This window comes from Exiguobacterium sp. s192 (assembly GCF_018618795.1).
In the GTDB taxonomy this organism is placed as follows: Bacteria; Bacillota; Bacilli; order Exiguobacteriales; family Exiguobacteriaceae; genus Exiguobacterium_A; species Exiguobacterium_A undae.
On sequence record NZ_JACSMS010000001.1, the window covers coordinates 324229 to 347098 of the forward strand.

Consider the following 22870-nt stretch of genomic DNA (forward strand, 5'->3'; position numbering starts at 1 on the left):
CGAACAGGGGGACGGGTCATGGAGTTAGCGTATTTGACGACGACGGGAAAGGTCCGCTCAAAAAATGAAGATACCGTCTTGCTCGTCGGCGACGCCCAAAAAGGGTTAGCCGTCGTTGCCGATGGAATGGGCGGGCACGCAGCAGGTGAAACGGCGAGTGCGATTGTACGTCAAATCTTTGATGAAGCCTATGCTGAGATGCCGAGCCGTCCGATTGAATTATCTTCTTGGATTGAGCGGTTGGTGAAAGAAGCAAATGCTCAAATCTTACGTTTTTCTCAAGTCGAGAATTTATCCATCGTTGGCACGACGATGGCCTGTGTCTGTTGGTCCGACGACTTGCTTGTCATTGGTCATGTCGGAGACAGCCGGGTCTATGCGATTGAGGAAGGACAGTTGAAACAGCTGACCGACGATCATTCCTATGTCAATATGTTGAAGCAACTGGGTGAATTGTCGGAAGCGGAACTTGAAAACCATCCCCGCCGAAATGTGATCACCCGATCGGTTGGTTCAAACGAATCCGTTGATGTCGACATTCAAGTGCGCGATGCACCTGATTATGAAATTGTTTTAGTATGCAGTGACGGATTGTCGGACGAAGTGCCTCATGACGTCATGCAACGGCTATTGCAAGCAGATGCACCACTTGAAACGATTGTTGAACGATTGGTCCTCGAGGCGAATGAGCGAGGGGGAGCAGACAACATCACGATTGCTGCAATCCGTTTTAAAGAAAGAGAGAGGGTCTGAATATGCGTTACGGAGATCGATTGAATGACCGCTACCGCATAGAACGGCTGGTTGGAAATGGCGGGATGGCAAACGTTTATCAGGCATATGATGAAATCTTGAATCGAATGGTCGCAATCAAAATTTTACGTACTGAGTTTTCGCATGATGAACAATTCATCCGTCGATTTGAACGAGAAGCACATGCTGCAACGAGTTTAAATCATCCAAATATCGTTGCCGTATATGATGTAGGGGAAGAAGAAGCGATTTATTACATCGTGATGGAATACATCGATGGTATGACATTAAAAACGTATTGTGAAGGTCAGGCTTTACCGGTGGCAACAGCGATTGACATCATCAGCCAGATCTGTGACGCCATTGATCATGCACATGCGCACCGGATCATCCATCGCGATATCAAACCACAAAACATGCTCGTCCGAGCGGATGGAACCGTCAAAGTGACAGATTTCGGCATCGCCGTTGCGATGTCGAATGCGACGCTGACGCACACGATGTCTGTGTTAGGATCCGTCCATTACTTTTCGCCGGAACAGGCGAAAGGGAAATTCGCGGATGAAAAATCAGATATTTATTCACTGGGAGCGGTACTCTACGAATTGGTGACAGGAAAAGTTCCGTTTGAAGGGGATTCACCGGTCGCAGTGGCCTTAAAACACCTGCAAGATACGGCGCGGCGTCCGACGGAATTAAATCCTGCCGTCCCACAAGCGCTGGAAAACTGTATCATGCAGGCACTCGCGAAAGCACCACATGACCGGCAACAGTCGGTGGCGGCCTTTAAAGAGGACATGGTGACCGCCATGTCTGACGAACGGGCACAGGAAGGCATTCGTGGAGACGATGAAATGGAACAGACGATGGTGTTGAGTCCCGTGTCTTTGCCAAACGATTCGAAAGAAGAAGCCGTGTCTCCAACGGTTGCGACGGTCTTGCCGAAGGAACAAAAGAAAAAGAAGCGGACCTGGTGGATCGTGCTCGTCTTGTTCCTGTTACTGGGCGGGGCGGCAACGACGTTTGCGATGTGGCCGGATCCGACAGTAGTCGTTCCGAACGTAGCGGAAACGGATGCAGACGAAGCAGAGACGAAACTCGAAAAACTCGGGTTCCTCGTCGAGTCGACGGAACGTTCCAGTGACACGGTCGAAGAAGGTCTTGTCATCAGTCAGTCACCGCGCGCAGAGGCGGCTGTCAAAAAAGGATCAACGGTCGAGTTAGTCGTCTCGACGGGAAGTGATCCGGTCGAAGTGCCGGATGTATCCGATGAAACAGAAAAACGAGCGATTGCGATATTAAAGGACAGTGGATTTGAGAAAGTGGATGTTGAACGGGAAGAATCAGAAGACATCGAACGCGGAAATGTCATCCGACAGTCCATCTCAGCCGGAACCGAGGTCATTGCGAAAGAACAAATGATCACCATCACGGTCTCGAACGGTTCTTCTGCCTTTGCGCTAAAGGATTTGACGAATCTATCGAGCGATGAAGCCAAAGCGTACCTGGATGAAATGGGACTGGACGGGACATTTGAACAAGAGTTTTCAAGTGACGTCGAACTGGATCAAGTCATCCGGCAATTTCCACAGGCCGGTGTTCAAGTCGAACCCAATGACTCGGTGACGGTCTTTATCTCACGCGGTGAGGAAGAAAAAACAGTCACGGCTACATTCCCTGAAAAAGTGGTGTATGATGGCATCAGTGAAGAGGATGAACCAGCACCTCGTCAAGTCGTCCGGATTGAAACGGAAGATGCGAAAGGAAAGCGGACCGTCATCGAAGAATCGATTGATCAAGATGAAACCTTTGATGTCCCGTTGACGATTGATCCGGGGGAAGAAGGAAAAATCACGATCTATAAAGATGATGACGTATATCGTTCGAAGACCATTACGTATAATCAAGCAAAATCACAAGAGTAAGCAGCAGAATGCTGACAAAAGGAGTGCATAGGATGGCGGAAAGTCGAATTGAAGACAACCGGGACGGAACGATTATTCGTCTGCAAGGTGGATTTTATGATGTCATGACCCCTCAAGGAGAAATCCGGTCACGCGCCCGTGGTAATTTCAGAAAACGTGGAATCAGTCCTGTCGTAGGCGATGAGGTTGTATTACACATCGAAAGTGAGACCGGCTACATTTTGGAAGTGAAAGAACGTCAAAATTTCTTGGTCCGACCACCGGTTGCGAATATCGATCAAGCATTACTGGTCGTCTCAGCTGCGGAACCCGATTTTTCCGCCCATCTGCTCGACCGGTTTCTTGTGCTGATTGAAGCGAAGGACATTCAACCGATCATTATTTTGACGAAGATGGATTTGCTGCACGGAACTACCGAACTGGTGGTGAAAGAAGCCATCGCGGCGTACCGGAAAATCGGCTACCCTGTCATTGAGACTTCGAGTGAGACGCTTGTCGGAGTGGAGCTCGTCCGTCCCTTGTTGAAAGATAAGACGAGCGTACTGGCCGGACAATCCGGTGTCGGCAAAAGTTCGTTGCTCAACGCGCTTGAACCTTCGCTGGCCCTGGAAACGAGTCATATTTCGAAATCACTCGGACGCGGTCGACACACGACACGACATGTCACCTTGATTCCGCTCGGTGAAGGGTTAATCGGCGATACACCTGGTTTTTCAAACCTCGATTTCCCGCATGAAATGGAACTCGAAGAATTGCGTTGGTGTTTTCCAGAATTCGTCGCCTTGCAGGATGACTGTAAATACCGGGGATGTCTGCATTTGAATGAACCGGGATGTGCCGTCAAAGAAGCAATTGAAGCACACGAAATCATGCCCTCACGGTATACGAATTATGGTATGTTTGTAGAGGAAATCAAGAATCGAGCCCGGAGGTATTGAGATGATTAAAATTGCACCATCAATCTTATCAGCAGATTTTGCAAACTTGGAGCGGGACGTCAAAGCTGTCGAGGCGGCAGGCGCCGATTACATTCATTTTGATGTCATGGATGGTCAGTTTGTCCCGAACATTTCCTTTGGTTTACCGGTCTTAAACAGTTTACGCCAAAAAACAGATATGGTTCTCGACGTTCATTTAATGATTGATCGTCCGGAAAACTTTGTGGAGGCTTTTGTTGCAGCAGGTGCTGACATCGTGACCTTCCATGTTGAGGCGACGAACCATGTGCATCGTGTCCTCCAGCAAATCAAAGCAGCGGGTGCGAAGGCGGGGGTTGTTCTGAACCCGCATACACCGCTTACGACGATTGAACATGTCTTAGAAGAGGTCGATATGGTCTTGTTGATGACGGTTAATCCTGGATTCGGCGGTCAAGCCTTCCTGCCTGGTGTCATGACGAAACTGAAGCAACTTGCAGACCTAAAGGCAGAGCGTGGACTGACGTTTGAAATTGAAATTGATGGGGGTGTGAATGCGGAGACAGCGAAGCTGTGCATCGAAAACGGGGCGAACGTCCTTGTTGCCGGATCCGCGATTTACAATGCACCTGATTATACGGAAGCAATCACTAGTATTCGGAATGCGGCTCACGTATAATAAAAAGGCAAACAAAACTTAATGATGACCGCAAGGGGTGTCGCGTCAAGCGGCTGAGAGAAGTGATTGGACTTTAACCCTTCGAACCTGTTCCGTTCAGACGGACGTAGGGATGTGGCGCACGCAGGCAGTACGGCGTTCGTCGTACTGCCTTTTTGCCGTCCTGCGATTTTATTTTTAGGAGGAAACAAGTATGAAACGGCTACAAATGTTAATGGAAATTGCAATTTTTGCAAGTATCGGAGTGGTGTTTGATTTATTGATTCCCTTTAAGATGCCTCAAGGAGGAGCTATCAGCTTAGCGATGCTACCGATTTTTGTGATGGCGTTCCGTCACGGCGTCGTGGGTGGTGTCGTGACAGGAGCTCTCGTCGGAACGATTCAGCTGATGTTCGCGCCGCAAATCTTGACGGTCGTCCAACCGTTACTCGATTATACGATTGCATTTGGTGTTGTTGGACTGAGTGGTTTATTTGCCCGTCAAGTCAAAAAGGCGGCAGCGGCTGGGAAAAACGGACGTTTGATGGCCATCGTCCTGATGGCGACGTTCCTTGGTGCCGGATTACGGTATGTCTGCCATGTCATCAGTGGAATCGTCTTCTTTGCTGAATACGCAGAAGGTCCGGTCGTCCCGTACTCCTTGATTTACAATGCGACGTATATGGTTCCGTCGTATCTGTTGTGCGGTATCGTCGCAGGACTCTTGTTTACGACGGCGCCACGACTCCTCCGTTATTCGGCGCGAGGTGTCTGATGCGGGCTGTGATTGTTGCAGCAGGACCGGTCGAGGACATCCCGTCCTTAACGCCGTTCATCGACGAGAACACGGTGGTCATCGCTGTCGACGGCGGTGTCGCTACGCTAGTGCAACAAGGTCTTGCGTTTGACTTGGCAATCGGCGACTTTGATTCGCTTGGATATACGCCGGAAGGAGCGGTGATTCATCCGGCTGAAAAAGATGAAACCGATTTAGAGCTCGCTTTGCGTCATGTCAACGAACAGTATGAAGTGACGGACGTGTTGATTTTCGGGGCGACAGGTGGTCGACTGGATATGACCCTGCAAAACGTCTATTTATTGAAACAGTTTCCGGCAGCGCGTCTTGTGACGAAGCGGGAAGAGGTGCGTTTCTTACAGGAGGGACACGATCAAATCAAGGCGGACCAATACCATTACCTATCCTTCATTCCACTCGTTCCGACCCGCTTAACGCTTCGGGGTGTCAAGTATCCGCTAACCGATCATGACGTGCCCGTCGGCGGTTCCTTAACCGTCAGCAATGAATGGACGGATCATCAGCTTGCCGATGTCACGGTCCACACGGGTGAAGTGATCGTATTACGAAGTCTCTCTGATAATAAAAAATGACTGAAAAAAGAACGTGACGGTCAGGAAATCACTCCTGCAGCCGATCACGTTCTTTTGGATTATGGTTCTAAGGTCGAACTGGCTGCCTGACGTTCCGTTTGGGCAGCGAGATGGTTTCCTTTAACGAACCAATGATACGACGCCCATGTCAAAAGGAAGAAGGGAACACCGATATATAAGGCGATCCGTTGATCCGCTTGGAAAGCAAGGCTGATCAGAACAAGCAGGTTCAAAGAAAATGAGAGAATCGGTAAGACCGGGAAAAATGGTGTCTTGAACTTCAACTCATTGACAGAGTGTCCGTCTTTGATGAATTGGCGACGGAAGGCAATCTGTGAAGCAGAAATCGAAATCCATCCGACCTGCGCCCCGAGTCCGGCGAGTGACAACAACCAGATGAAAACGGTATCTTCTGCAAAAAAGGCGGTCAGGAGTGATAACATGGCGAATAACATCGTAAAGCACAACGCGCGCATCGGTACCCCGCGCGAATTGATGATTGCGAGTTTTTTTGAAATCATACCTTCCTGCGACATCGACCATAACATCCGTGTCGCCGCATACAAGCCTGAGTTTCCAACGGATAACAGGGCAGTCAAGACAACGATGTTCATCAAGTCAGCCGCATAAGGAATTCCGATAGCGTCAAATACCATGATGAACGGACTGCTGATTCCGCTAGCTGTTTCATAGGGAATCAAGGCACCGACAATCGTGATCGAGAGGACGAAAAAGATGAATGTCCGCCAGACAGTGTTGCGAATGGCTTTTGGAATTGATTTTTCGGGATCACTCGATTCACCGGCAGCGACACCAATCAATTCTGTTCCCTGAAAAGCAAAGTTGACGGCGATCATCGTCGTCAAGACTCCGAGTGCCCCGTTTGGAAACAGACCGTTGGCCGTAAAGTTAGCGAACAGTGTGTCCGGACGGGCTGCCGTCATCTCAATCCAGCCAAACCAAGCGGCTCCCCCGAGCCCGATGAAGAAAAGAATGGCAAGGACTTTTAAACTGGAAAACCAAAACTCAGCCTCCCCGAAGGCTTTTGCTGAAACGGCATTCAGACCAAATAAGATCAGCGTAAAGAGGGCGCACCAGACGACAATCGGCATATCCGGAAACCAACGTCCCATCAAACTGCCGGCTGCCGTGATTTCGAGCGCCACCGTCACAGCCCAGCCGAGCCAGTAAATCCAACCGACGGCAAAGCCGACGCCCGGTCCGATGAACCGTGTCGTATACGTCTGGAACGATCCGGAAACCGGCATGTGCACCGCCATTTCCCCTAAACATAACATCGTCAGATACATGATGGTCCCACCCACGATGTAACTGAGCACCGCCCCGAGCGGTCCAGCTTGTGAAATCGTCAATCCGGAACCAAGAAACAGACCTGTTCCGATGATGCCGCCGAGCGAAATCATGAAGAGATGCCGGCTTGTCATTTCTCTTTTTAACTGCATGTTGACCCTTCCCCCTTGAAAAAAATAACTGCCCACTTATTGTAAGCGTTTTCAATTATTCCGACAATTAGTTTAGGAGAAAAATAAAAAATGGATAAAAAAAGAACCGGAAGGGAAGATTCCCATCCGGTTACTGCGCCTTATACGCGTTCGACTTTACCTGATTTGAGAGCTCGAGCTGAAACCCAAACCTTTTTAGGTTTACCGTCAACGAGAATACGTACTTTTTGTACGTTGATTCCCCAAGTGCGTTTCGTTTTGTTCAATGCGTGTGAACGGTTGTTTCCCGACTTCGGCGATTTCCCAGTAACGTAGCATTTACGTGCCATGTGTTCCGCCTCCTTTTATGTTGTTTTGCGTTCGTCCTAATAGACACTTTGCTATCTTAGCATGGTGTCGAGACGGTTGCAACATAAAAAAAGTAGCTGACAAGAAAAAAACTTGACAGACAACCTCAAAATTTAAAATAATGAATGAGGATGATGGTAAAAGTTCATTTGACCGCTACTATTTTTCACTTATTCATTGTATAGTCAGTACGGCGACTTTTCAATAGTAGGTCCTTATAGTAGAATTATGAGAAGAACACAATTAACAAAGGGGGCTACTCAGGTGGCGATCGAGATGAAAACGACCTATGGAAAAATTGATGTGGATAATGATGTCGTTGCGCAACTTGCAGGCGGAGCGGCAATGGAATGTTTTGGTGTCGTTGGTATGGCATCCCAGTCGCAGATTAAAGACGGACTGGCTGAACTGTTAAAACGGGAAAACTTTGCCCGTGGCGTCATCGTACGACAAGCGTCAGAGCAGGTTCATATCGATATGCATATCATTGTCAGTTACGGTACAAAAATTTCAGAGGTCGCGAACAATGTCCAGAGCCGTGTGAAGTATTCACTCAGCCAGGCACTTGGTTTAGAAGTAACATCTGTGAATATTTTTGTCCAAGGAGTCCGCTTGACGAATGTCTAAGGCGGGAATAGAGGAGGAAACTTTAGTGAGCGTAGATCGTTTAACAGGAGCGCAACTGGTCAAGATGATCCAGAATGGCGCAGCGAATCTCTATCAAAATGCGGATTTCGTCGATTCGCTGAACGTGTTCCCGGTCCCAGACGGTGACACAGGAACAAACATGAACTTGACGATGACATCGGGTTCAAAAGAAGCATCAAAAACGACATCAGACTCTGTCGCGGAAGTTGCTTCCGTGTTTGCCCGTGGTCTTTTAATGGGAGCACGCGGAAACTCGGGTGTTATTTTAAGTCAATTGTTCCGTGGGTTCTCAAAGTCGATTGAAGGAAAAGAGACGATCGATACAAAGGAATTTGCGGATGCCTTACAAAAAGGCGTCGATACAGCCTATAAAGCGGTCATGAAGCCGGTTGAAGGAACAATCTTGACAGTTGCCCGTGAGACTGCTGTAGCGGCAATCGCGCAGTCAGAAACAACATCAGATCTGCTCGAATTGATGCGTGGCATCGTCGAGTCGTCTAAAGTATCACTCGAAGGAACACCAGATCTATTACCTGTACTTAAAGAAGTGGGTGTCGTCGATTCCGGTGGACAAGGACTTGTCTGCATCTATGAAGGATTCCTCGCGACACTTGAAGGCAAAGAGTTAGAGAAGCCCCACGCACCGGTCATGGAAGCGCTCGTCGAAGCAGAGCATCATAAATCGGCTCAAAGCTTCATGTCGACGGAAGAAATCCATTACGGCTACTGCACGGAAATTATGGTCCGTTTCCAGGATGATAAATTGGCGAACACTCCTTTCAGTGAAGAAGCGTTCCGGAACGAGTTAGCGGAGTTTGGCGACTCACTGCTGGTCGTCGCAGACGAAGAATTGTTGAAGGTCCATGTACACGTCGAAACACCGGGCGAAGTCATCACAAAAGGTCAACGGTTTGGTGAACTCGTAGCGGTCAAAATCGAAAACATGCGTCAACAGCATTCGACGATTCTTGAAGAAGAGGGTGTCAATCAAGTGGCAGCTCCGGTCGCTACAAAGGCGAAAGCCCAGTCGGCACTTGTCACAGTAGCGATGGGCGAAGGCATCAGCGAACTCTTTAAGTCGCTTGGTGTCAGTGTCGTCATCGAAGGTGGACAAACGATGAACCCGTCTACGGAAGATATCGTCAAAGCGATTGAGGATGCGCATGCGGATCATGTGTATGTTTATCCGAACAACTCGAACATCATCATGGCGGCAGAACAAGCGGCGTCCGTTGCTTCTTGTGGTGTGACTGTCGTCAAGTCGAAGACGGTTCCTCAAGGATTGGCGGCAACGATCGTCTACAATCCGGAAGCGACGGTCGAAGAGAACGAGCGGCACATGATGGATGCAATCGCAGCCGTCAAATCCGGTCAAGTGACGTATGCCGTCCGTGATACGAGCATCGACGGAGTTGAAATCAAGAAAGATGATCATATGGCGATTGCGGAGAAACAAATCGTTGCAACGGATCATTCAAGCCTTGGCGCCGTCAAAAAGCTAGTTGATACACTGGTCACGGAAGACGATGAAATCATCACTGTCTTGTTCGGTGAAGGGGTTTCGCAAGATGAAGTCGACGAACTCGTCGCTTATATCGAATCGGTTAATCCAGACGCAGAAGTGGAAGTTCATGACGGAAAACAACCGCTCTATTCTTACATTTTAAGCGTCGAATAATATAAAACGTGAACGTACCTTTTCACATATCCCACCATCTGCGATAATAGAGGTGGGATTTTTGTTTAGTTTTTAAGAGAGGGGCAACAAGATGAAGTATCGGAGTGTATTTGATATCATCGGTCCAATCATGGTCGGACCGTCCAGTTCGCATACGGCGGGGGCTGCGCGGATTGGTTTGATGGCGGGGAAATTATTTGGAGAACAACCGACGGACATCACGATCACGTTTTATGGATCGTTTGCCGACACATACCGGGGACACGGGACGGATGTCGCCATCATCGGGGGGGTACTGGGCTATGATACGTTTGACGACCGGATTCCGGAATCCATCAAGATTGCCGAGCAAAAAGGGATCCGGATTCATTTTGAGACGAGTGAAGCGCTGACGGATCATCCGAACACAGCGCGTGTTCATTTGACGAACGGGTCGGAAACATTTGAGCTGGTCGGGATTTCGATTGGCGGCGGAACGATTGAAATCACAGAACTCAACGGCGTGCCATTACGTTTGTCTGGTGGCGGTCCTGCCTTGATTGTCCTGCATCACGACCGCTTCGGAGCGATTGCGGCGGTGACGAGTATTTTGGCCGATTACGAAATTAATATCGGGCATATGGAAGTGTCACGGCACGAAAAAGGGAAGCAGGCTTTGATGGCGATTGAGATTGATGATCGGATGCCGAGCCTTGTCCTGGAAGAAATCAACCGGTTACCACAAGTCGAACGGTCTGTCATGATGGGAGAGTGAAGAGATGTTTAAATCCGTAAAAGAGCTCGTCGCTTTAGCGACTGAAAAAAATGTACCGATTTCAGAAATCATGATTGAACAAGAAATGACGGTTCGTCATCTGGAACGGGATGAAGTATACGCGATGATGGAACGAAACTTGGAAGTGATGGAAGCGGCAGTTGAGCGTTCCCTCGCAGGGGACGGAGTGGAATCCGTCACCGGTTTGACAGGCGGTGATGCGGTCTTGTTGCAACGTTATCGTGCCAGTGGAAATGGGCTGTCCGGTGATTTGCTTCTCGATGCCGTCAGTAAAGCAATCGGAACAAATGAAGTCAACGCAGCAATGGGTAAAATTTGTGCGACACCGACGGCAGGGAGTGCCGGGGTCGTTCCGGGCACATTATTTGCTGTAAAAGATCGTTTGAATCCGACACGGGAGCAGATGTTGCGGTTTTTGTTTACGTCAGGTGCCTTTGGATTCGTCGTCGCCAACAATGCGTCGATTTCCGGTGCTGCGGGCGGATGTCAGGCAGAAGTCGGTTCGGCAACGGCAATGGCTGCTGCTGCAATCGTTGAGATGGCAGGTGGGACACCGGATCAGTCCGCACATGCCTTTGCCATCGCCCTGAAAAACATGCTCGGACTGGTCTGTGACCCTGTCGCTGGACTCGTGGAAGTTCCGTGTGTAAAACGGAATGCGATGGGCGGGGCAAACGCGCTGGTCGCTGCTGATATGGCCCTTGCAGGAATTACGTCACGGATTCCATGTGACGAAGTGATTGGAGCGATGTATGAGATCGGACAGATGATGCCGTCCGCCTTACGGGAGACGGCCAAAGGTGGTCTCGCCAATACACCGACAGGACGCTGGCTTGAATCCAAAATCTTTGGGGAACTATCGAATGAATCCATCAAATAAAGTGACAGCATTAAAAGGTGTCGGGCGTGACTTAGCCCGGAAACTCGAAGAAATGGATATCTTGACGATCGCGGACGTGCTCGAGCACGTCCCCTTTCGTTATGACGATTTTGTGACCGGTAGTTTAACGGAAGCGATTCACGAGGACAAAGTCAAATTCACCGGTCAGGTGCAATCAGAAGCCTTGGTCCGCTATTACGGAAAAGGAAAAAACCGGTTGACGTTCCGTTTGCTTGTCGAAGAGCGGTACAGTGTCACCGTGACGATGTTTAATCGCGCCTTTTATAAAGAACAGTTGAAGTTGGGGGAAGAAGTGACGGTCAGCGGCAAATGGGATTTACACCGGATGACGATTTCCGCGACGGAACTCCAATTCGGAGCAATCGAAGGCGAACTGACACCGGTTTATTCGCTAAAAGGAGACATGCGGATGAAAACGTTCCGACGTGTCGTCGAACTGGCTTTCGCCGAAAGTGAGCCGCTTGACGAACGGATTCCGGAGCCGATTCGCAAGACATACCGTCTACTGGATCGGATGACGATGTTGAGACGGTTACATTTTCCGGCGACCCGTCAAGACCTGACGACGGCCCGGCGCAGTTATGTCTATGAAGAATGTCTGTATTTTCAATTGAAGTTACAGACGTTACGCCTTGGAAAACGTAAAGGGCAAGGGGTTGCTTTACCGCTGTTTCAGCAGGAGACGGAGCAATTCATCCAAAACCTGCCTTTCCCTTTGACCGGCGCGCAACAGCGTGTGACGGAGGAAATCTTAAATGATATGCACCGTGCGGAACGAATGAACCGACTCCTTCAAGGAGATGTCGGAAGCGGAAAAACGGTCGTTGCGGCGATTGCTTTATACGCCACAGTGCGTGCGGGCAAACAAGGCGCTTTAATGGTTCCGACTGAAATTTTAGCAGAGCAACATGCGTCATCGCTTGCCCCGTTGCTTGAGCCGCTTGGAATCAAGGTCGGCTTATTGACGAGTTCTGTCAAAGGGAAAAATCGGGTTCTCTTGCTCGAAGCCCTGCGGCAAGGAGAAATTGATGTGTTGGTCGGGACCCATGCTTTGATTCAAGATACCGTTGTTTTTAAAGAGCTTCATCTTGTCATCACCGATGAACAGCATCGGTTCGGTGTCGAACAACGGAAACGTCTTCGTGCAAAAGCGGAACAGGCGGACGTCCTTTACATGACGGCAACACCGATTCCGCGGACGTTAGCGATTTCCGTGTTTGGAGATATGGATGTCTCAATCATTGACGAGATGCCAGCAGGCAGAAAAGAGATTGAAACTTACTGGGCAAAACCGGAACAGATTGATCGTGTATTTGGTTTTGTCGAAAAAGAGTTGCTGCTGGGTCATCAAGCCTACATCATCACGCCACTGATTGAGGAATCTGAATCACTGGATGTGCAAAATGCGATTGAACTGCATCTGCTTTTGACGGAACGTTTTTCGACACATCAAGTCGGTCTGATGCACGGACGACTCAGTTCGTCTGAAAAAGATGAAGTCATGCAGGCATTTAAGGACAATCAAGTTCAAATTCTTGTTTCGACGACTGTCGTCGAAGTCGGGGTCAACGTCCCGAACGCATCCATCATCGTCATCTATGACGCGGAACGGTTTGGTCTGGCCCAGTTACACCAGTTACGTGGTCGGGTCGGTCGTGGCGCCGCACAATCATTTTGTATCTTAATTGCGGATCCGTCTTCTGATACCGGAAAAGAGCGGATCAAAACGATGACGGAAACGAATGACGGCTTTAAATTAGCGGAAAAAGATTTGCAGTTACGCGGGGCCGGAAACTTTTTCGGGACCGAACAAAGCGGGTTGCCCCGTTTCATCTTGACGGATCCGGCCCTCGATATCCAGGTGATGGAAACAGCACGCAATGATGCCGTCCGTTTGCTGCGTTCGGATGCGTTTTGGCATCAGGAAGACTATGGTGTCTTACGACAGTACATCGAACAGCAAGGATTGCTGGATGGAGAAAGAATCGAATAATACTTGAAAGTGAACAACAAGGGATATATACTACTATTAGTACCAGGTGATAATAGTAGTCATCCTTCTTGTGGGAGGAACGTACATGCGGGTACCTAAGAAAGAACGACAATCAGAACTACAGCATACAATTGAACAAAATCCGTTCATCACGGATGAGGCGTTAGCCACTCATTTTAACGTCAGCATCCAGACGATTCGTTTGGACCGGATGGAGATGAAGATTCCGGAACTGCGTGAACGGATCAAACACGTGGCGACGGAACGACTGGATGATGTGCGTACGTTGACTGAAAATGAAGTCATTGGTGATATGATTGACCTGAAACTTGATACATCAGCGATTTCCATCTTGGAAATCTTACCGGAACATGCCTTTAGTCGAAATGCCATCGCGCGGGGACATATCCTGTTTGCGCAAGCCAATTCATTAGCGATCGCCTTGATCGATGACGAACTGGCATTGACGACAAAAGCAAACGTTCAGTTCACGCGCTCCGTCCATGTCGGTGAACGTGTCGTGGCGAAAGCCTTCGTCAGTTCACACCGGCAAGACGGTCGTTCCGACATCAACGTCGACAGTTTTGTTGGGGATGAATGTGTGTTCATCGGTGAATTCACGGTGTATCGAAGCAGTAAGGAGGAATCGAGATGATTTTAGCAGTAGACGCAATGGGCGGTGATCATGCGCCACGCGCCATCGTAGAAGGGGTCGTTCAGTTTTTAGCGGAACGTCCGACAGAGGACATTGAAATCCGTTTAGTGGGCGATGAGTTAAAATTAAGTTCATACGACATCAAGGACCCACGGGTGACCATCATCCATGCGGCGTCCGTCATCACCGGAGAAGACGAACCGGTCCGTGCGATCCGTCGCAAGAAAGATAGTTCACTCGTCGTGGCTGCAAACCTGGTGAAATCAAAAGAAGCAGATGCTTTGATTTCAGCAGGCAACACGGGTGCTCTCATGACTGCCGGATTGTTTGTGATCGGTCGGATCGAAGGGGTGGACCGTCCGGCGCTGGCCCCGACTTTCCCGACACGAAACGGAAAAGGTGTCGTCATCTTAGATGTCGGCGCCAATCCGGATGCAAAAGCAGAACATCTGCTGGATTATGCCATCATGGGATCTGTTTACGCAGAACAAGTAAGGGGCATCAAACGGCCGAAAGTCGCGTTGCTGAATATCGGTTCAGAAGCCGGTAAAGGGAACGCATTGACGAAAGAGACCTATCCCCTGCTTGAGACAGCTCCGATTCATTTTGTTGGGAACGTCGAGGCGAGAGAAGCGATGAGTGGAGAAGTGGATGTCATCGTGACGGAAGGCTTTGCTGGAAATACTCTTTTGAAGAGTACGGAAGGTGCGGCCAGCATGATCATGGGCGTGATGAAGGAACAGTTCATGAGTTCGCTCAGTTCAAAAATTGCCGCATTTATTTTAAAACCGAAACTCAAAAAAATGAAACAACTGCTTGCCTACGAGGAATATGGCGGAGCCGGACTGTTTGGAATTGCTGCTCCAGTCATCAAAGCACACGGCTCAAGCAATGCCTATGCCTTCAGTCGTGCGCTGGCACAGGCACAACTGATGGTTGACCAACAAGTCGTCGCCAAAATGATCGAGGCGAAGGCAACAAAAGAAATCTAAAGGAGTGAGACGGATGGGTAAAACAGTTTGGATGTTTCCTGGTCAAGGCTCACAAATGCCGGGCATGGGTCAAACACTCGTCCAACACGACGAGACGCGCCAAGCATTGATGGATCTTGGCACACGGATCGGACTTGATTTGACAGAGTTGTTGACGACCGGAACAAAAGAGGACTTAAAAGCAACGGATCTCGCACAACCTGCCATCGTGGCACACAGTACACTCCTTGCGAACCGTTACGCCGCGCTTGGTCATCAACCGGATTTTGTACTTGGACACAGTGTCGGAGAGTACAGCGCACTTGTTGCGGCATCGGTGTTGACACCAAGTGAAGCCGTGTATCTCGTTCGGGAACGCGGCAAGCTGATGAACCAAGTCACGGGCGGGACGATGGCGGCTGTCATCGGTCTCGATGATGTCGAAGCTGCTCATCACGCCGTCGAATCCATTGCGGCGACAGGGGAGATCGTACAGATTGCGAACTATAACTGTCCCGGACAATTCGTGATTTCAGGACAAGTGGCAGCGGTCGAATCGGCGACGGCGAAGTTAAAGGAACTGGGCGCAAAACGTGTCCTGCCGCTGGATGTATCCGGTGCGTTCCATTCATCGTTGATGACACCGTTTGCGCCGCGATTTGAAGATGTACTGGTTTCGTCGCCGTTTCAAGCGGCAAAAACAAAGTTCATTTCGAACGTCGACAGCGACTTCCATGACCAACCGGACGAACTGATTCGTTTGTTGGTTCAGCAACTGTATTCACCGGTCCGTTTTGAGGCCTGCGTCGAAAAGCTGATTGCAGAAGGTGCTGATACGTTCATCGAATTTGGACCGTCCTCACCACTCAGCGGCCTCGTCAAGCGTATTAAAAAAGATGTCAAGATCGTCAGTATTACGACACTTGAACAATTGGAAGCGGAGGCGATTCGTTGAATAAGGTAGCACTCGTCACCGGCGCTTCGCGAGGAATCGGAGCCGCCATCGCCAAACGTCTTGCGACGGATGGGTTCCGGATCGTCGTGAACTATGCTGGAAATACAGCAAAAGCGGAAGAAGTCGTAGCGGCCATCACGGCTGCCGGCGGTGAAGCGATTGCTGTCCAAGCGGATGTCGCAGATGCCGAGCAGGTCAAGGCACTCCTGAAGACGACGCTTGATACGTATGGACAATTGGATTGTGTCGTCAACAATGCCGGGATTACGCGGGATGGATTATTGATGCGGATGAAGGAAGCTGATTTTGATGCCGTTCTGAACACGAATCTAAAAGGTGCGTTTCTCGTGACGCAAGCTGCGACACGACCACTTTTAAAGTCGAGTGGACGCATCATTAACATCGCATCAGTCGTCGGCATCACCGGTAATCCCGGTCAAGCCAACTATGTGGCGGCGAAGGCCGGTCTGATCGGATTTACGAAGTCAGTGGCACGTGAGCTGGCAAGTAAAGGGGTTACGGCCAACGCCATTTGCCCGGGTTTCATTGAAACCGATATGACGGATGAATTAACAGAGACACAACGCAACCAAACCCTTGACCAAATTCCGTTAAAACGATTTGGTCAGACGGAAGACATCGCGTCTTTGGTCAGCTTCATCGCTTCAGACAATGCCCGTTACATCACCGGTCAAACGCTTGCCGTTGATGGCGGCATGACAATGTAATTAAACAGTGGTACTACTTTGCCAAATCGGCAATCATCTTATATACTCAACTCATGGAGGGATTTTCAAATGACAAAAGAACAAATCTTAGTAGACGTGCAAGAAGCAATCGCAGAAAAATTAGGTAAAGAACAAAGTGAAATCACACTCGATAAATCGTTTAAAGACGATCTCGGTGCAGACTCGCTTGAAGTTATGGAACTCGTTATGGATCTCGAAGATAAATTCGAAATCACAATCGAAGATGACCAAGCAGAGAACTTGAAGACAGTTGGCGATGTTGTTAGCTACATCGAAACACAAGTCTAAAACATGAAGCTGGACCCACCGCGTATTTGCGGTGGGATTTAGCTGTTTAGGAGGCATTATGACGAATCAAAAGGGACGTCGTGTCCGAAAAGGACCCTATGTAAAACGACGCAAAGACTCACGGGCTTTGGCGCAGATCGAACAAAAATTCGAACAGCTTCAAGAACGGTTGCAGATTCACTTCTCGAATGTAGAACTCTTAAAACAAGCGTTTACACACTCTTCGTTCGTCAATGAACAACGGGAATCCGAGGGCGATAATGAACGTCTTGAATTTCTGGGAGATGCAGTCTTAGAACTGACTGTGTCGCGCTATCTGTTTCAACACTATCCGGAACGTTCCGAGGGGGAATTAACCAAGCTGCGTGCGGCCATCGTGTGTGAGCCGTCACTCGTCCAGTTTGCAAATCATTATCAGTTTTCTGAAATGATTTTACTTGGTAAAGGGGAAGAACTGACAGGGGGAAGAAATCGTCCGGCGTTACTGGCGGATGTGTTTGAAGCCTTTATCGGTGCTTTGTACCTCGACCAAGGGATCGAAGCAGCAGAACGATTCCTCGCCGAAGCGGTTTTTCCGAAAGTGGCATCCGGTTTTTTCGAAGAGCAGACAGACTTTAAAAGTCAGCTCCAAGAAGCAATCCAACGTGTTGGTCTTGGATTGATTGAATATGAAATCATCGAGGAACGTGGTCCGGCGCACAGCCGTGAATTCATCTCGCGTGTCCATGTCTCGGACAAATTAGAAGGAATCGGGACGGGACGGTCGAAAAAAGAAGCGGAACAGCAGGCGGCTAAACAGGCGTTGCTTGTACTCAAAAATAGTTTCTGACACACAAAAAGGCACCCATTGTAAAATGGTGTGCCTTTTTGTGACGTGTGTTAAACGGTCTTCAGTGATTTCAATTCATCGACAATCGCGTCAACTTCCGCGAGTGACAAAGAATCACGCATCATGACGAAGTCATAGATCTCTTTTAAGTCATCATTTTTTGTTCCGTCGAACTGGTCCGCCTTGATGACGCCTTTGTTGATAATGTTCAATTTATCCAAAATCGCTTCAATCATTTGTTCAATCGTCATGTGTAAATTCTCCTCTTCATCTCTTTATGCCTAACATTACCATAAAAGCTACCATTTTGTAGACCTTTCGGCTATGGTAAACTAAAAGAAAATCAAAAGAAATTTAAACATATGGGTGGTCAAGATGTACTTAAAACGAATTGAAATCAATGGCTTCAAATCATTTGCCAGTCGGACAGAGCTCGATTTCCTCCCGGGAGTCACTGCTGTCGTCGGACCGAATGGAAGCGGGAAGTCAAATATATCGGATGCAGTCCGCTGGGTGCTCGGTGAGCAATCAGCTAAATCATTACGTGGTGCGAAGATGGAAGATGTCATCTTTGCCGGAAGTATATCGGAACATCGGAAACAATTTGCGGAAGTCACACTCGTTCTCGACAATGAGTCGGGCACGGTTGCCTTACCGTATCAAGAAATCAATGTGACGCGACGTGTCACCCGCAATGGGGACAGCGATTATTTCTTAAATAAAAAACCGTGTCGATTGAAAGATGTCCTCGATTTATTCATGGACACCGGTTTGTCGCGGGACGCGTTTGCCATCATCGGTCAAGGGCGTGTCGAACAAGTCATTTCCGGAAAACCGGAAGAACGCCGTTCCGTGATCGAGGAGGCGGCGGGTGTCTTGAAATACCGTCATCGTAAAAAACAAGCCGAACGAAAATTGACGGATACGGAAACGAATCTGTCGCGGGTTGACGATATCTTGTTTGAACTCGGAGGGCGGATTGAACCTTTGCGCGAACAAGCGGCGCTGGCAAAAGAGTTTTTGCTCGCGCGTGAACGGTATGATTTTCTTGAACGCGGTATCATCGCGACGGAAATTCAGCAGTACACGTCGCAACTGACGGAGGTTACCGCTGAAATCGAAGCGTGCCAAGCACAGTTGTTGGCGGAACAAGAACGTTTTCAAACAACCGTCACGACACGGGAAGCACAAGAGACGAAATTAGAAGCAACACGACGACTCGAGACAGAACTGCAAGAACGGTTGCGTCACGTCTCGACTAAACTCGTTGAAATTGAAGGATCGTTGAATCTGGCAAAAGAACGAGAAAAACACGGGACGGAAATGAAGCAACGTCTCGAGCAAGAAGTGGCAGTAGCGGAACAACGTGTGCTGGACATCGAACAAGAGGAACAGGCACTGGTGCTAAGGCAGCAGGAGACGAATCAACGTTATCTCGAGACCGTCCAGCAACGGGAAGCAGCCGATGCGGCGTTATCCTACTCGGACCGGGACTTTGAAAAAGAGGCAGAACAGTTGCGTTCCGAAGCCTTTGAAGTGGCCAGCCGTCTTGCGGCGACGACGAATGCGTATCACCGGGCGAAACAAGATCTCTTACACGCGGAAGAACAACAACAGCGTTTTTCAGAAAACGTCGGATCGAAACAAACGGCGCGTTCCACTTATGAAGCAGAAACGCTGCGGTTAGAGGAACAGGTCGAACAGTTGCGGACCCGTTTAGAGACACTGCGTCATGAAGAGAACACGCACCAACAGACATATCGTCAGTACCAAGAGACGATTGTCCAAATGAACCAATCGATTCTCGACTTACACCGGCGCCGCGATAAAACGGAAGACCGGATTGAGTTTTTGGAGTCCGTCAAGGCAGATTACAGCGGCTACTTTGGTGCCGTCAAAACGGTGCTGAAGCAACGGGAACGAATTTCCGGCATTCATGGGGCAGTGGCCGAACTGATTACGGTACCCGCCCGCTATGAAGCGGCGATCGAGACCGCTTTAGGTGGAGCGATGCAAAATATCGTCGTCGATACGGATGGGACGGGACGGAAGCTGATCCAAGAGCTTCGTCGCTTAAATGCCGGTCGGGCGACCTTTATGCCGCTCTCATCGATTCAGCGCCGCGAACTGAGCGGATCGGTGCGACAGAACCTGTCAAACATGTCAGGGTATCTTGGAGTGGCGAGTGATCTCGTCACGACGCGGGACGAGTTTACGAAACTAAAAGAAAACTTACTCGGTACGACGCTGGTCGTCGAATCGTTGGAACAAGCGAATGCGATTGCCCGGACAACGGGACACCGGTACCGGATTGTGACGCTAGACGGCGACGTCGTCAACGTCGGCGGTTCGATGACCGGGGGGAGCCGGAAAAAAGGGACACCGCTCTTCAGCCAGTCCCGTGAACTGGAAGAATTGCAGACAGGCTTAAAACAAGGGCAGGCCGTCATCCGTGAACAAGAACGGCGCCGGGATGACATGACGGTCACGCTCAATGAGCTGAAGACTACACTCGAAAAAACCGTACAAGACATCCAAACCGTTCAAGTTGAATTAGAAAGCGTCCGTGAAGCATGGACGGATGCGAAGCGGAGTCTTGCCGTCACGGCGTCCGAACTGTCGGTTCATGACGGTCAATTGAACCGTCTGACAGAACAAGCAATTGAAGCGAAAGCAATCATTCAGACATCGGAGCGAGACATCGAACAGTTGACTGTGCGTCAAACGGAACTCCGCCAAACGATTGATCAACTGAAGGCAGCGCAATCACGTGGTGCGGTCGCGATTGAAGAATTAAAACAACAGCAAGCGGAAGCGTTACTGGAAGAACGGACTGCAAGCATGACACGCGATCAAACCGATCGTGAAGTCGAACGGCTCCGACAGACGCTCACGCATGCAAAACTGGAAAGAAGCCATAAACGACGTGATCTGAAACATATCCTCGAAGGGTTCGATGAAGCGAAGATCGGCGCCCTGCATGCCGAACAAGCACAGATGCAGGATGAGCAAGTATCGGTCGAGCAGGAATTAGCACTCGTCACGAAAGAGATTCAAGAAGCGGCAGAAGGCTTACGTTTGTTGCGGATCCAGGAAGCGAAGCTGAAAGAAGAACAGCAGGGAACGACGCAACGGCTCGATCAAGCCCGTCTGACCCAAGGGCGACTCAGCACACGGCTTGAGACCCGCCAAGAGACACTCGAGGAAATGGGACTGATTGCTGACCTGATTCAACCGTTGACGATTCCGTTTGATGAAGCGAAGGAAGAATTGCATCTGTTGAAACGACAACTGGAGGAAATCGGGATCGTCAACCTCGGGGCAATCGAGGAGTTTGCAGAAGTCGATCAACGGTTTACGTTCCTCTCGACACAACGGGACGATCTCGTCAGCGCGAAAACGGATTTATACGGCATCATCGAAGAGATGGACCGGGAAGTGATTCGTTTGTTTAAACAGACCTATACGGCAGTGCGTGAGCATTTCCGGGAAACATTCCGCGAATTGTTCGGCGGCGGGGAAGCGGATTTGATTTTAGTGGACCCAACCGATCTCCTGACGAGCGGCATCGATATCGTTGCAAAACCGCCGGGTAAAAAGCTACAAAACCTGTCGTTGTTATCCGGCGGGGAACGGGCGTTGACAGCCATCGCCTTGTTGTTTGCCATCTTAAAAACGAGACCGGTTCCATTTTGTGTCCTGGATGAAGTCGAAGCGGCTCTGGACGAAGCCAATGTTGCCCGGTTTGGCGAGTTTGTCCATCAACTGGCGCGCGAGACACAATTCATCATCATCACCCACCGGAAGGGAACGATGGAGTCTGCTGATGTGTTGTACGGTGTCACGATGCAACAAAACGGTATTTCCGAAGTGTTATCCGTTAAACTAGAAGAAGCGAGACGGACTTTAAGTGAAGAAGTAGAATCAAAGGGGATAAAAAAATGAGTTTCTTTAAAAAATTAAAAGATCGTTTAACGACGTCCACACAGGAAGTCACATCGAAATTCACCGAAGGCTTGACGAAAACACGGGACGGATTAGCCAGCGCGGTCAACGATCTCGTTTATCGATTCCGTGAAGTGGATGAGGAATTCTTTGAGGAACTGGAAGAAGTGTTGATCCAGGCGGATGTCGGGGTGACGACGACAATGGATTTAGTTGAAAAACTAAAGGTGGAAGTCAAACGGAGAAACGTTAAAGACACCAAGGAAGTTCGTGATGTCCTCGTCGAGGTCGTCGCCAACATGTTAATCGAAGAGGAAGAGATGGAGCTTGACCTCACGCATGACCTCAATGTCATTCTGTTCGTCGGTGTCAACGGCGTCGGAAAAACGACGACGATCGGTAAACTCGCGAACCGTTTGAAAAATGAAGGGAAGTCGGTCATGCTCGCAGCCGGTGATACGTTCCGTGCCGGGGCAATCGATCAGTTGCAAGTCTGGGGCGAACGTTCCGGTGTACCGGTAATTCGTCAAGGAGAAGGGTCCGATCCGGCTGCCGTGATTTACGATGCAGTTCAAGCCGCAAAGGCACGGAAAGTGGATGTCTTGATTTGTGATACGGCCGGACGTCTACAAAACAAAGTCAATCTCATGAATGAGCTCGAGAAAGTCAAACGCGTCATCGAGCGGGAAATTCCGGGAGCTCCACATGAGGTGTTACTGGCGCTCGATGCGACGACGGGACAAAATGCGATGATTCAGGCCAAAGCGTTTAAACAAGCGACCGACGTCAGCGGAATCGTCTTGACGAAACTCGACGGCACAGCCAAAGGCGGAATCGTTCTTGCGATTAAGAACGAGCTGGATCTGCCGGTGAAATTCGTCGGTCTCGGTGAAAAAATCGACGACCTGCAACCGTTTGATGCGGAACAATTCGTCTATGGTTTGTTCGGAGATGTCTTCGAAGAAAAAGAAACGACGGAAGAAGTCCGAGAAGAGGACTGACCTCGATTTCCTTGTAAAGAAAAAAACTT

Annotated in this window: 22 protein-coding genes and 1 riboswitch; of the genes, 19 read left to right on the forward strand and 3 right to left on the reverse strand. The window is 49.4% G+C overall.

The genetic code is table 11. The features are described 5' to 3' along the window. Positions 1–18 precede the first annotated feature (18 nt). The 6 genes from KNP87_RS01570 (at position 19) to KNP87_RS01595 (ending at position 5642) form a co-directional block, all read left to right on the forward strand. The gene (locus KNP87_RS01570) at positions 19–753 is read left to right on the forward strand and encodes a Stp1/IreP family PP2C-type Ser/Thr phosphatase (RefSeq protein WP_028106001.1); all 735 of its coding nucleotides are present in this window, start codon (positions 19–21) and stop codon (positions 751–753) included. A 2-nt stretch (positions 754–755) separates the two neighbouring features. Next, positions 756–2678, forward strand: a complete 1923-nt coding sequence (gene pknB / locus KNP87_RS01575; RefSeq protein ID WP_214720631.1) for a Stk1 family PASTA domain-containing Ser/Thr kinase — start codon at positions 756–758, stop codon at positions 2676–2678. A gap of 32 nt (positions 2679–2710) precedes the next feature. After that, positions 2711–3616, forward strand: coding sequence for a ribosome small subunit-dependent GTPase A (rsgA, locus tag KNP87_RS01580; RefSeq protein WP_214720632.1), 906 nt, complete (start codon positions 2711–2713; stop codon positions 3614–3616). 1 nt (position 3617) lies between these two features. Beyond that, positions 3618–4274, forward strand: coding sequence for a ribulose-phosphate 3-epimerase (gene rpe / locus KNP87_RS01585; RefSeq protein WP_026832595.1), 657 nt, complete (start codon positions 3618–3620; stop codon positions 4272–4274). A 23-nt stretch (positions 4275–4297) separates the two neighbouring features. Further along, a riboswitch (TPP riboswitch) is annotated at positions 4298–4404 on the forward strand. 63 nt (positions 4405–4467) lie between these two features. Continuing rightward, complete coding sequence (gene thiT, locus KNP87_RS01590; protein WP_026832596.1) at positions 4468–5028, forward strand: energy-coupled thiamine transporter ThiT; 561 nt, start codon at positions 4468–4470, stop codon at positions 5026–5028. Beyond that, positions 5028–5642: a thiamine diphosphokinase gene (locus KNP87_RS01595; protein ID WP_026832597.1), complete on the forward strand. Its 615-nt coding sequence runs from the start codon at positions 5028–5030 to the stop codon at positions 5640–5642. The genes thiT and KNP87_RS01595 overlap by 1 nt, the downstream gene beginning before the upstream one ends. 59 nt (positions 5643–5701) lie before the next feature. Here KNP87_RS01595 and KNP87_RS01600 read toward each other — a convergent pair whose 3' ends face one another. Beyond that, the gene (locus KNP87_RS01600) at positions 5702–7105 is read right to left on the reverse strand and encodes an amino acid permease (RefSeq protein ID WP_026832598.1); all 1404 of its coding nucleotides are present in this window, start codon (positions 7103–7105) and stop codon (positions 5702–5704) included. Positions 7106–7245: 140 nt separating this feature from the next. Further along, entirely contained in the window at positions 7246–7434 is a 189-nt protein-coding gene (rpmB, locus tag KNP87_RS01605; protein WP_012370787.1) for a 50S ribosomal protein L28, read from the reverse strand. 283 nt (positions 7435–7717) lie between these two features. On the opposite strand from rpmB, the gene KNP87_RS01610 reads away from it, so the two are divergent. The 11 genes from KNP87_RS01610 (at position 7718) to rnc (ending at position 17895) form a co-directional block, all read left to right on the forward strand. Then, positions 7718–8080: an Asp23/Gls24 family envelope stress response protein gene (locus KNP87_RS01610; RefSeq protein WP_014970720.1), complete on the forward strand. Its 363-nt coding sequence runs from the start codon at positions 7718–7720 to the stop codon at positions 8078–8080. A 25-nt stretch (positions 8081–8105) separates the two neighbouring features. Next, a complete protein-coding gene (locus KNP87_RS01615; RefSeq protein WP_026832599.1) occupies positions 8106–9779 on the forward strand; it encodes a DAK2 domain-containing protein in 1674 nt (557 codons plus the stop codon). 91 nt (positions 9780–9870) lie between these two features. After that, entirely contained in the window at positions 9871–10533 is a 663-nt protein-coding gene (gene sdaAB / locus KNP87_RS01620; RefSeq protein ID WP_026832600.1) for an L-serine ammonia-lyase, iron-sulfur-dependent subunit beta, read from the forward strand. A gap of 4 nt (positions 10534–10537) precedes the next feature. Beyond that, positions 10538–11434 carry an L-serine ammonia-lyase, iron-sulfur-dependent, subunit alpha gene (gene sdaAA / locus KNP87_RS01625; RefSeq protein ID WP_026832601.1) on the forward strand — a complete coding sequence of 299 codons (897 nt, stop codon included), beginning with the start codon at positions 10538–10540 and terminating at the stop codon, positions 11432–11434. Beyond that, complete coding sequence (gene recG, locus KNP87_RS01630) at positions 11418–13448, forward strand: ATP-dependent DNA helicase RecG (protein WP_214720633.1); 2031 nt, start codon at positions 11418–11420, stop codon at positions 13446–13448. The genes sdaAA and recG overlap by 17 nt, the downstream gene beginning before the upstream one ends. A gap of 85 nt (positions 13449–13533) precedes the next feature. Continuing rightward, positions 13534–14103 carry a transcription factor FapR gene (gene fapR / locus KNP87_RS01635; protein ID WP_214720634.1) on the forward strand — a complete coding sequence of 190 codons (570 nt, stop codon included), beginning with the start codon at positions 13534–13536 and terminating at the stop codon, positions 14101–14103. Then, on the forward strand, positions 14100–15095 hold the full coding sequence (gene plsX / locus KNP87_RS01640) for a phosphate acyltransferase PlsX (protein ID WP_119923195.1): 996 nt from the start codon (positions 14100–14102) through the stop codon (positions 15093–15095). Before fapR ends, plsX begins: the two co-directional genes overlap by 4 nt. A gap of 13 nt (positions 15096–15108) precedes the next feature. Continuing rightward, positions 15109–16029, forward strand: a complete 921-nt coding sequence (gene fabD / locus KNP87_RS01645) for an ACP S-malonyltransferase (protein ID WP_028106008.1) — start codon at positions 15109–15111, stop codon at positions 16027–16029. Further along, complete coding sequence (gene fabG / locus KNP87_RS01650) at positions 16026–16757, forward strand: 3-oxoacyl-[acyl-carrier-protein] reductase (protein ID WP_026832606.1); 732 nt, start codon at positions 16026–16028, stop codon at positions 16755–16757. The genes fabD and fabG overlap by 4 nt, the downstream gene beginning before the upstream one ends. 69 nt (positions 16758–16826) lie before the next feature. Continuing rightward, positions 16827–17066, forward strand: coding sequence for an acyl carrier protein (acpP, locus tag KNP87_RS01655; RefSeq protein WP_012370777.1), 240 nt, complete (start codon positions 16827–16829; stop codon positions 17064–17066). A 58-nt stretch (positions 17067–17124) separates the two neighbouring features. Beyond that, positions 17125–17895 carry a ribonuclease III gene (rnc, locus tag KNP87_RS01660; protein WP_051523909.1) on the forward strand — a complete coding sequence of 257 codons (771 nt, stop codon included), beginning with the start codon at positions 17125–17127 and terminating at the stop codon, positions 17893–17895. Between the two features lie 50 nt (positions 17896–17945). On the opposite strand, the gene KNP87_RS01665 is transcribed toward rnc, so the two are convergent. Continuing rightward, positions 17946–18146, reverse strand: coding sequence for a DUF1128 family protein (locus tag KNP87_RS01665; RefSeq protein ID WP_026832608.1), 201 nt, complete (start codon positions 18144–18146; stop codon positions 17946–17948). Between the two features lie 124 nt (positions 18147–18270). Here KNP87_RS01665 and smc point away from each other — a divergent pair, with 124 nt between their 5' ends. Together smc and ftsY are read left to right on the forward strand one after the other, a co-directional pair. Further along, positions 18271–21840, forward strand: coding sequence for a chromosome segregation protein SMC (gene smc / locus KNP87_RS01670; RefSeq protein ID WP_214720635.1), 3570 nt, complete (start codon positions 18271–18273; stop codon positions 21838–21840). Further along, complete coding sequence (gene ftsY / locus KNP87_RS01675) at positions 21837–22841, forward strand: signal recognition particle-docking protein FtsY (RefSeq protein ID WP_026832609.1); 1005 nt, start codon at positions 21837–21839, stop codon at positions 22839–22841. The genes smc and ftsY overlap by 4 nt, the downstream gene beginning before the upstream one ends. Positions 22842–22870: the final 29 nt, after the last annotated feature.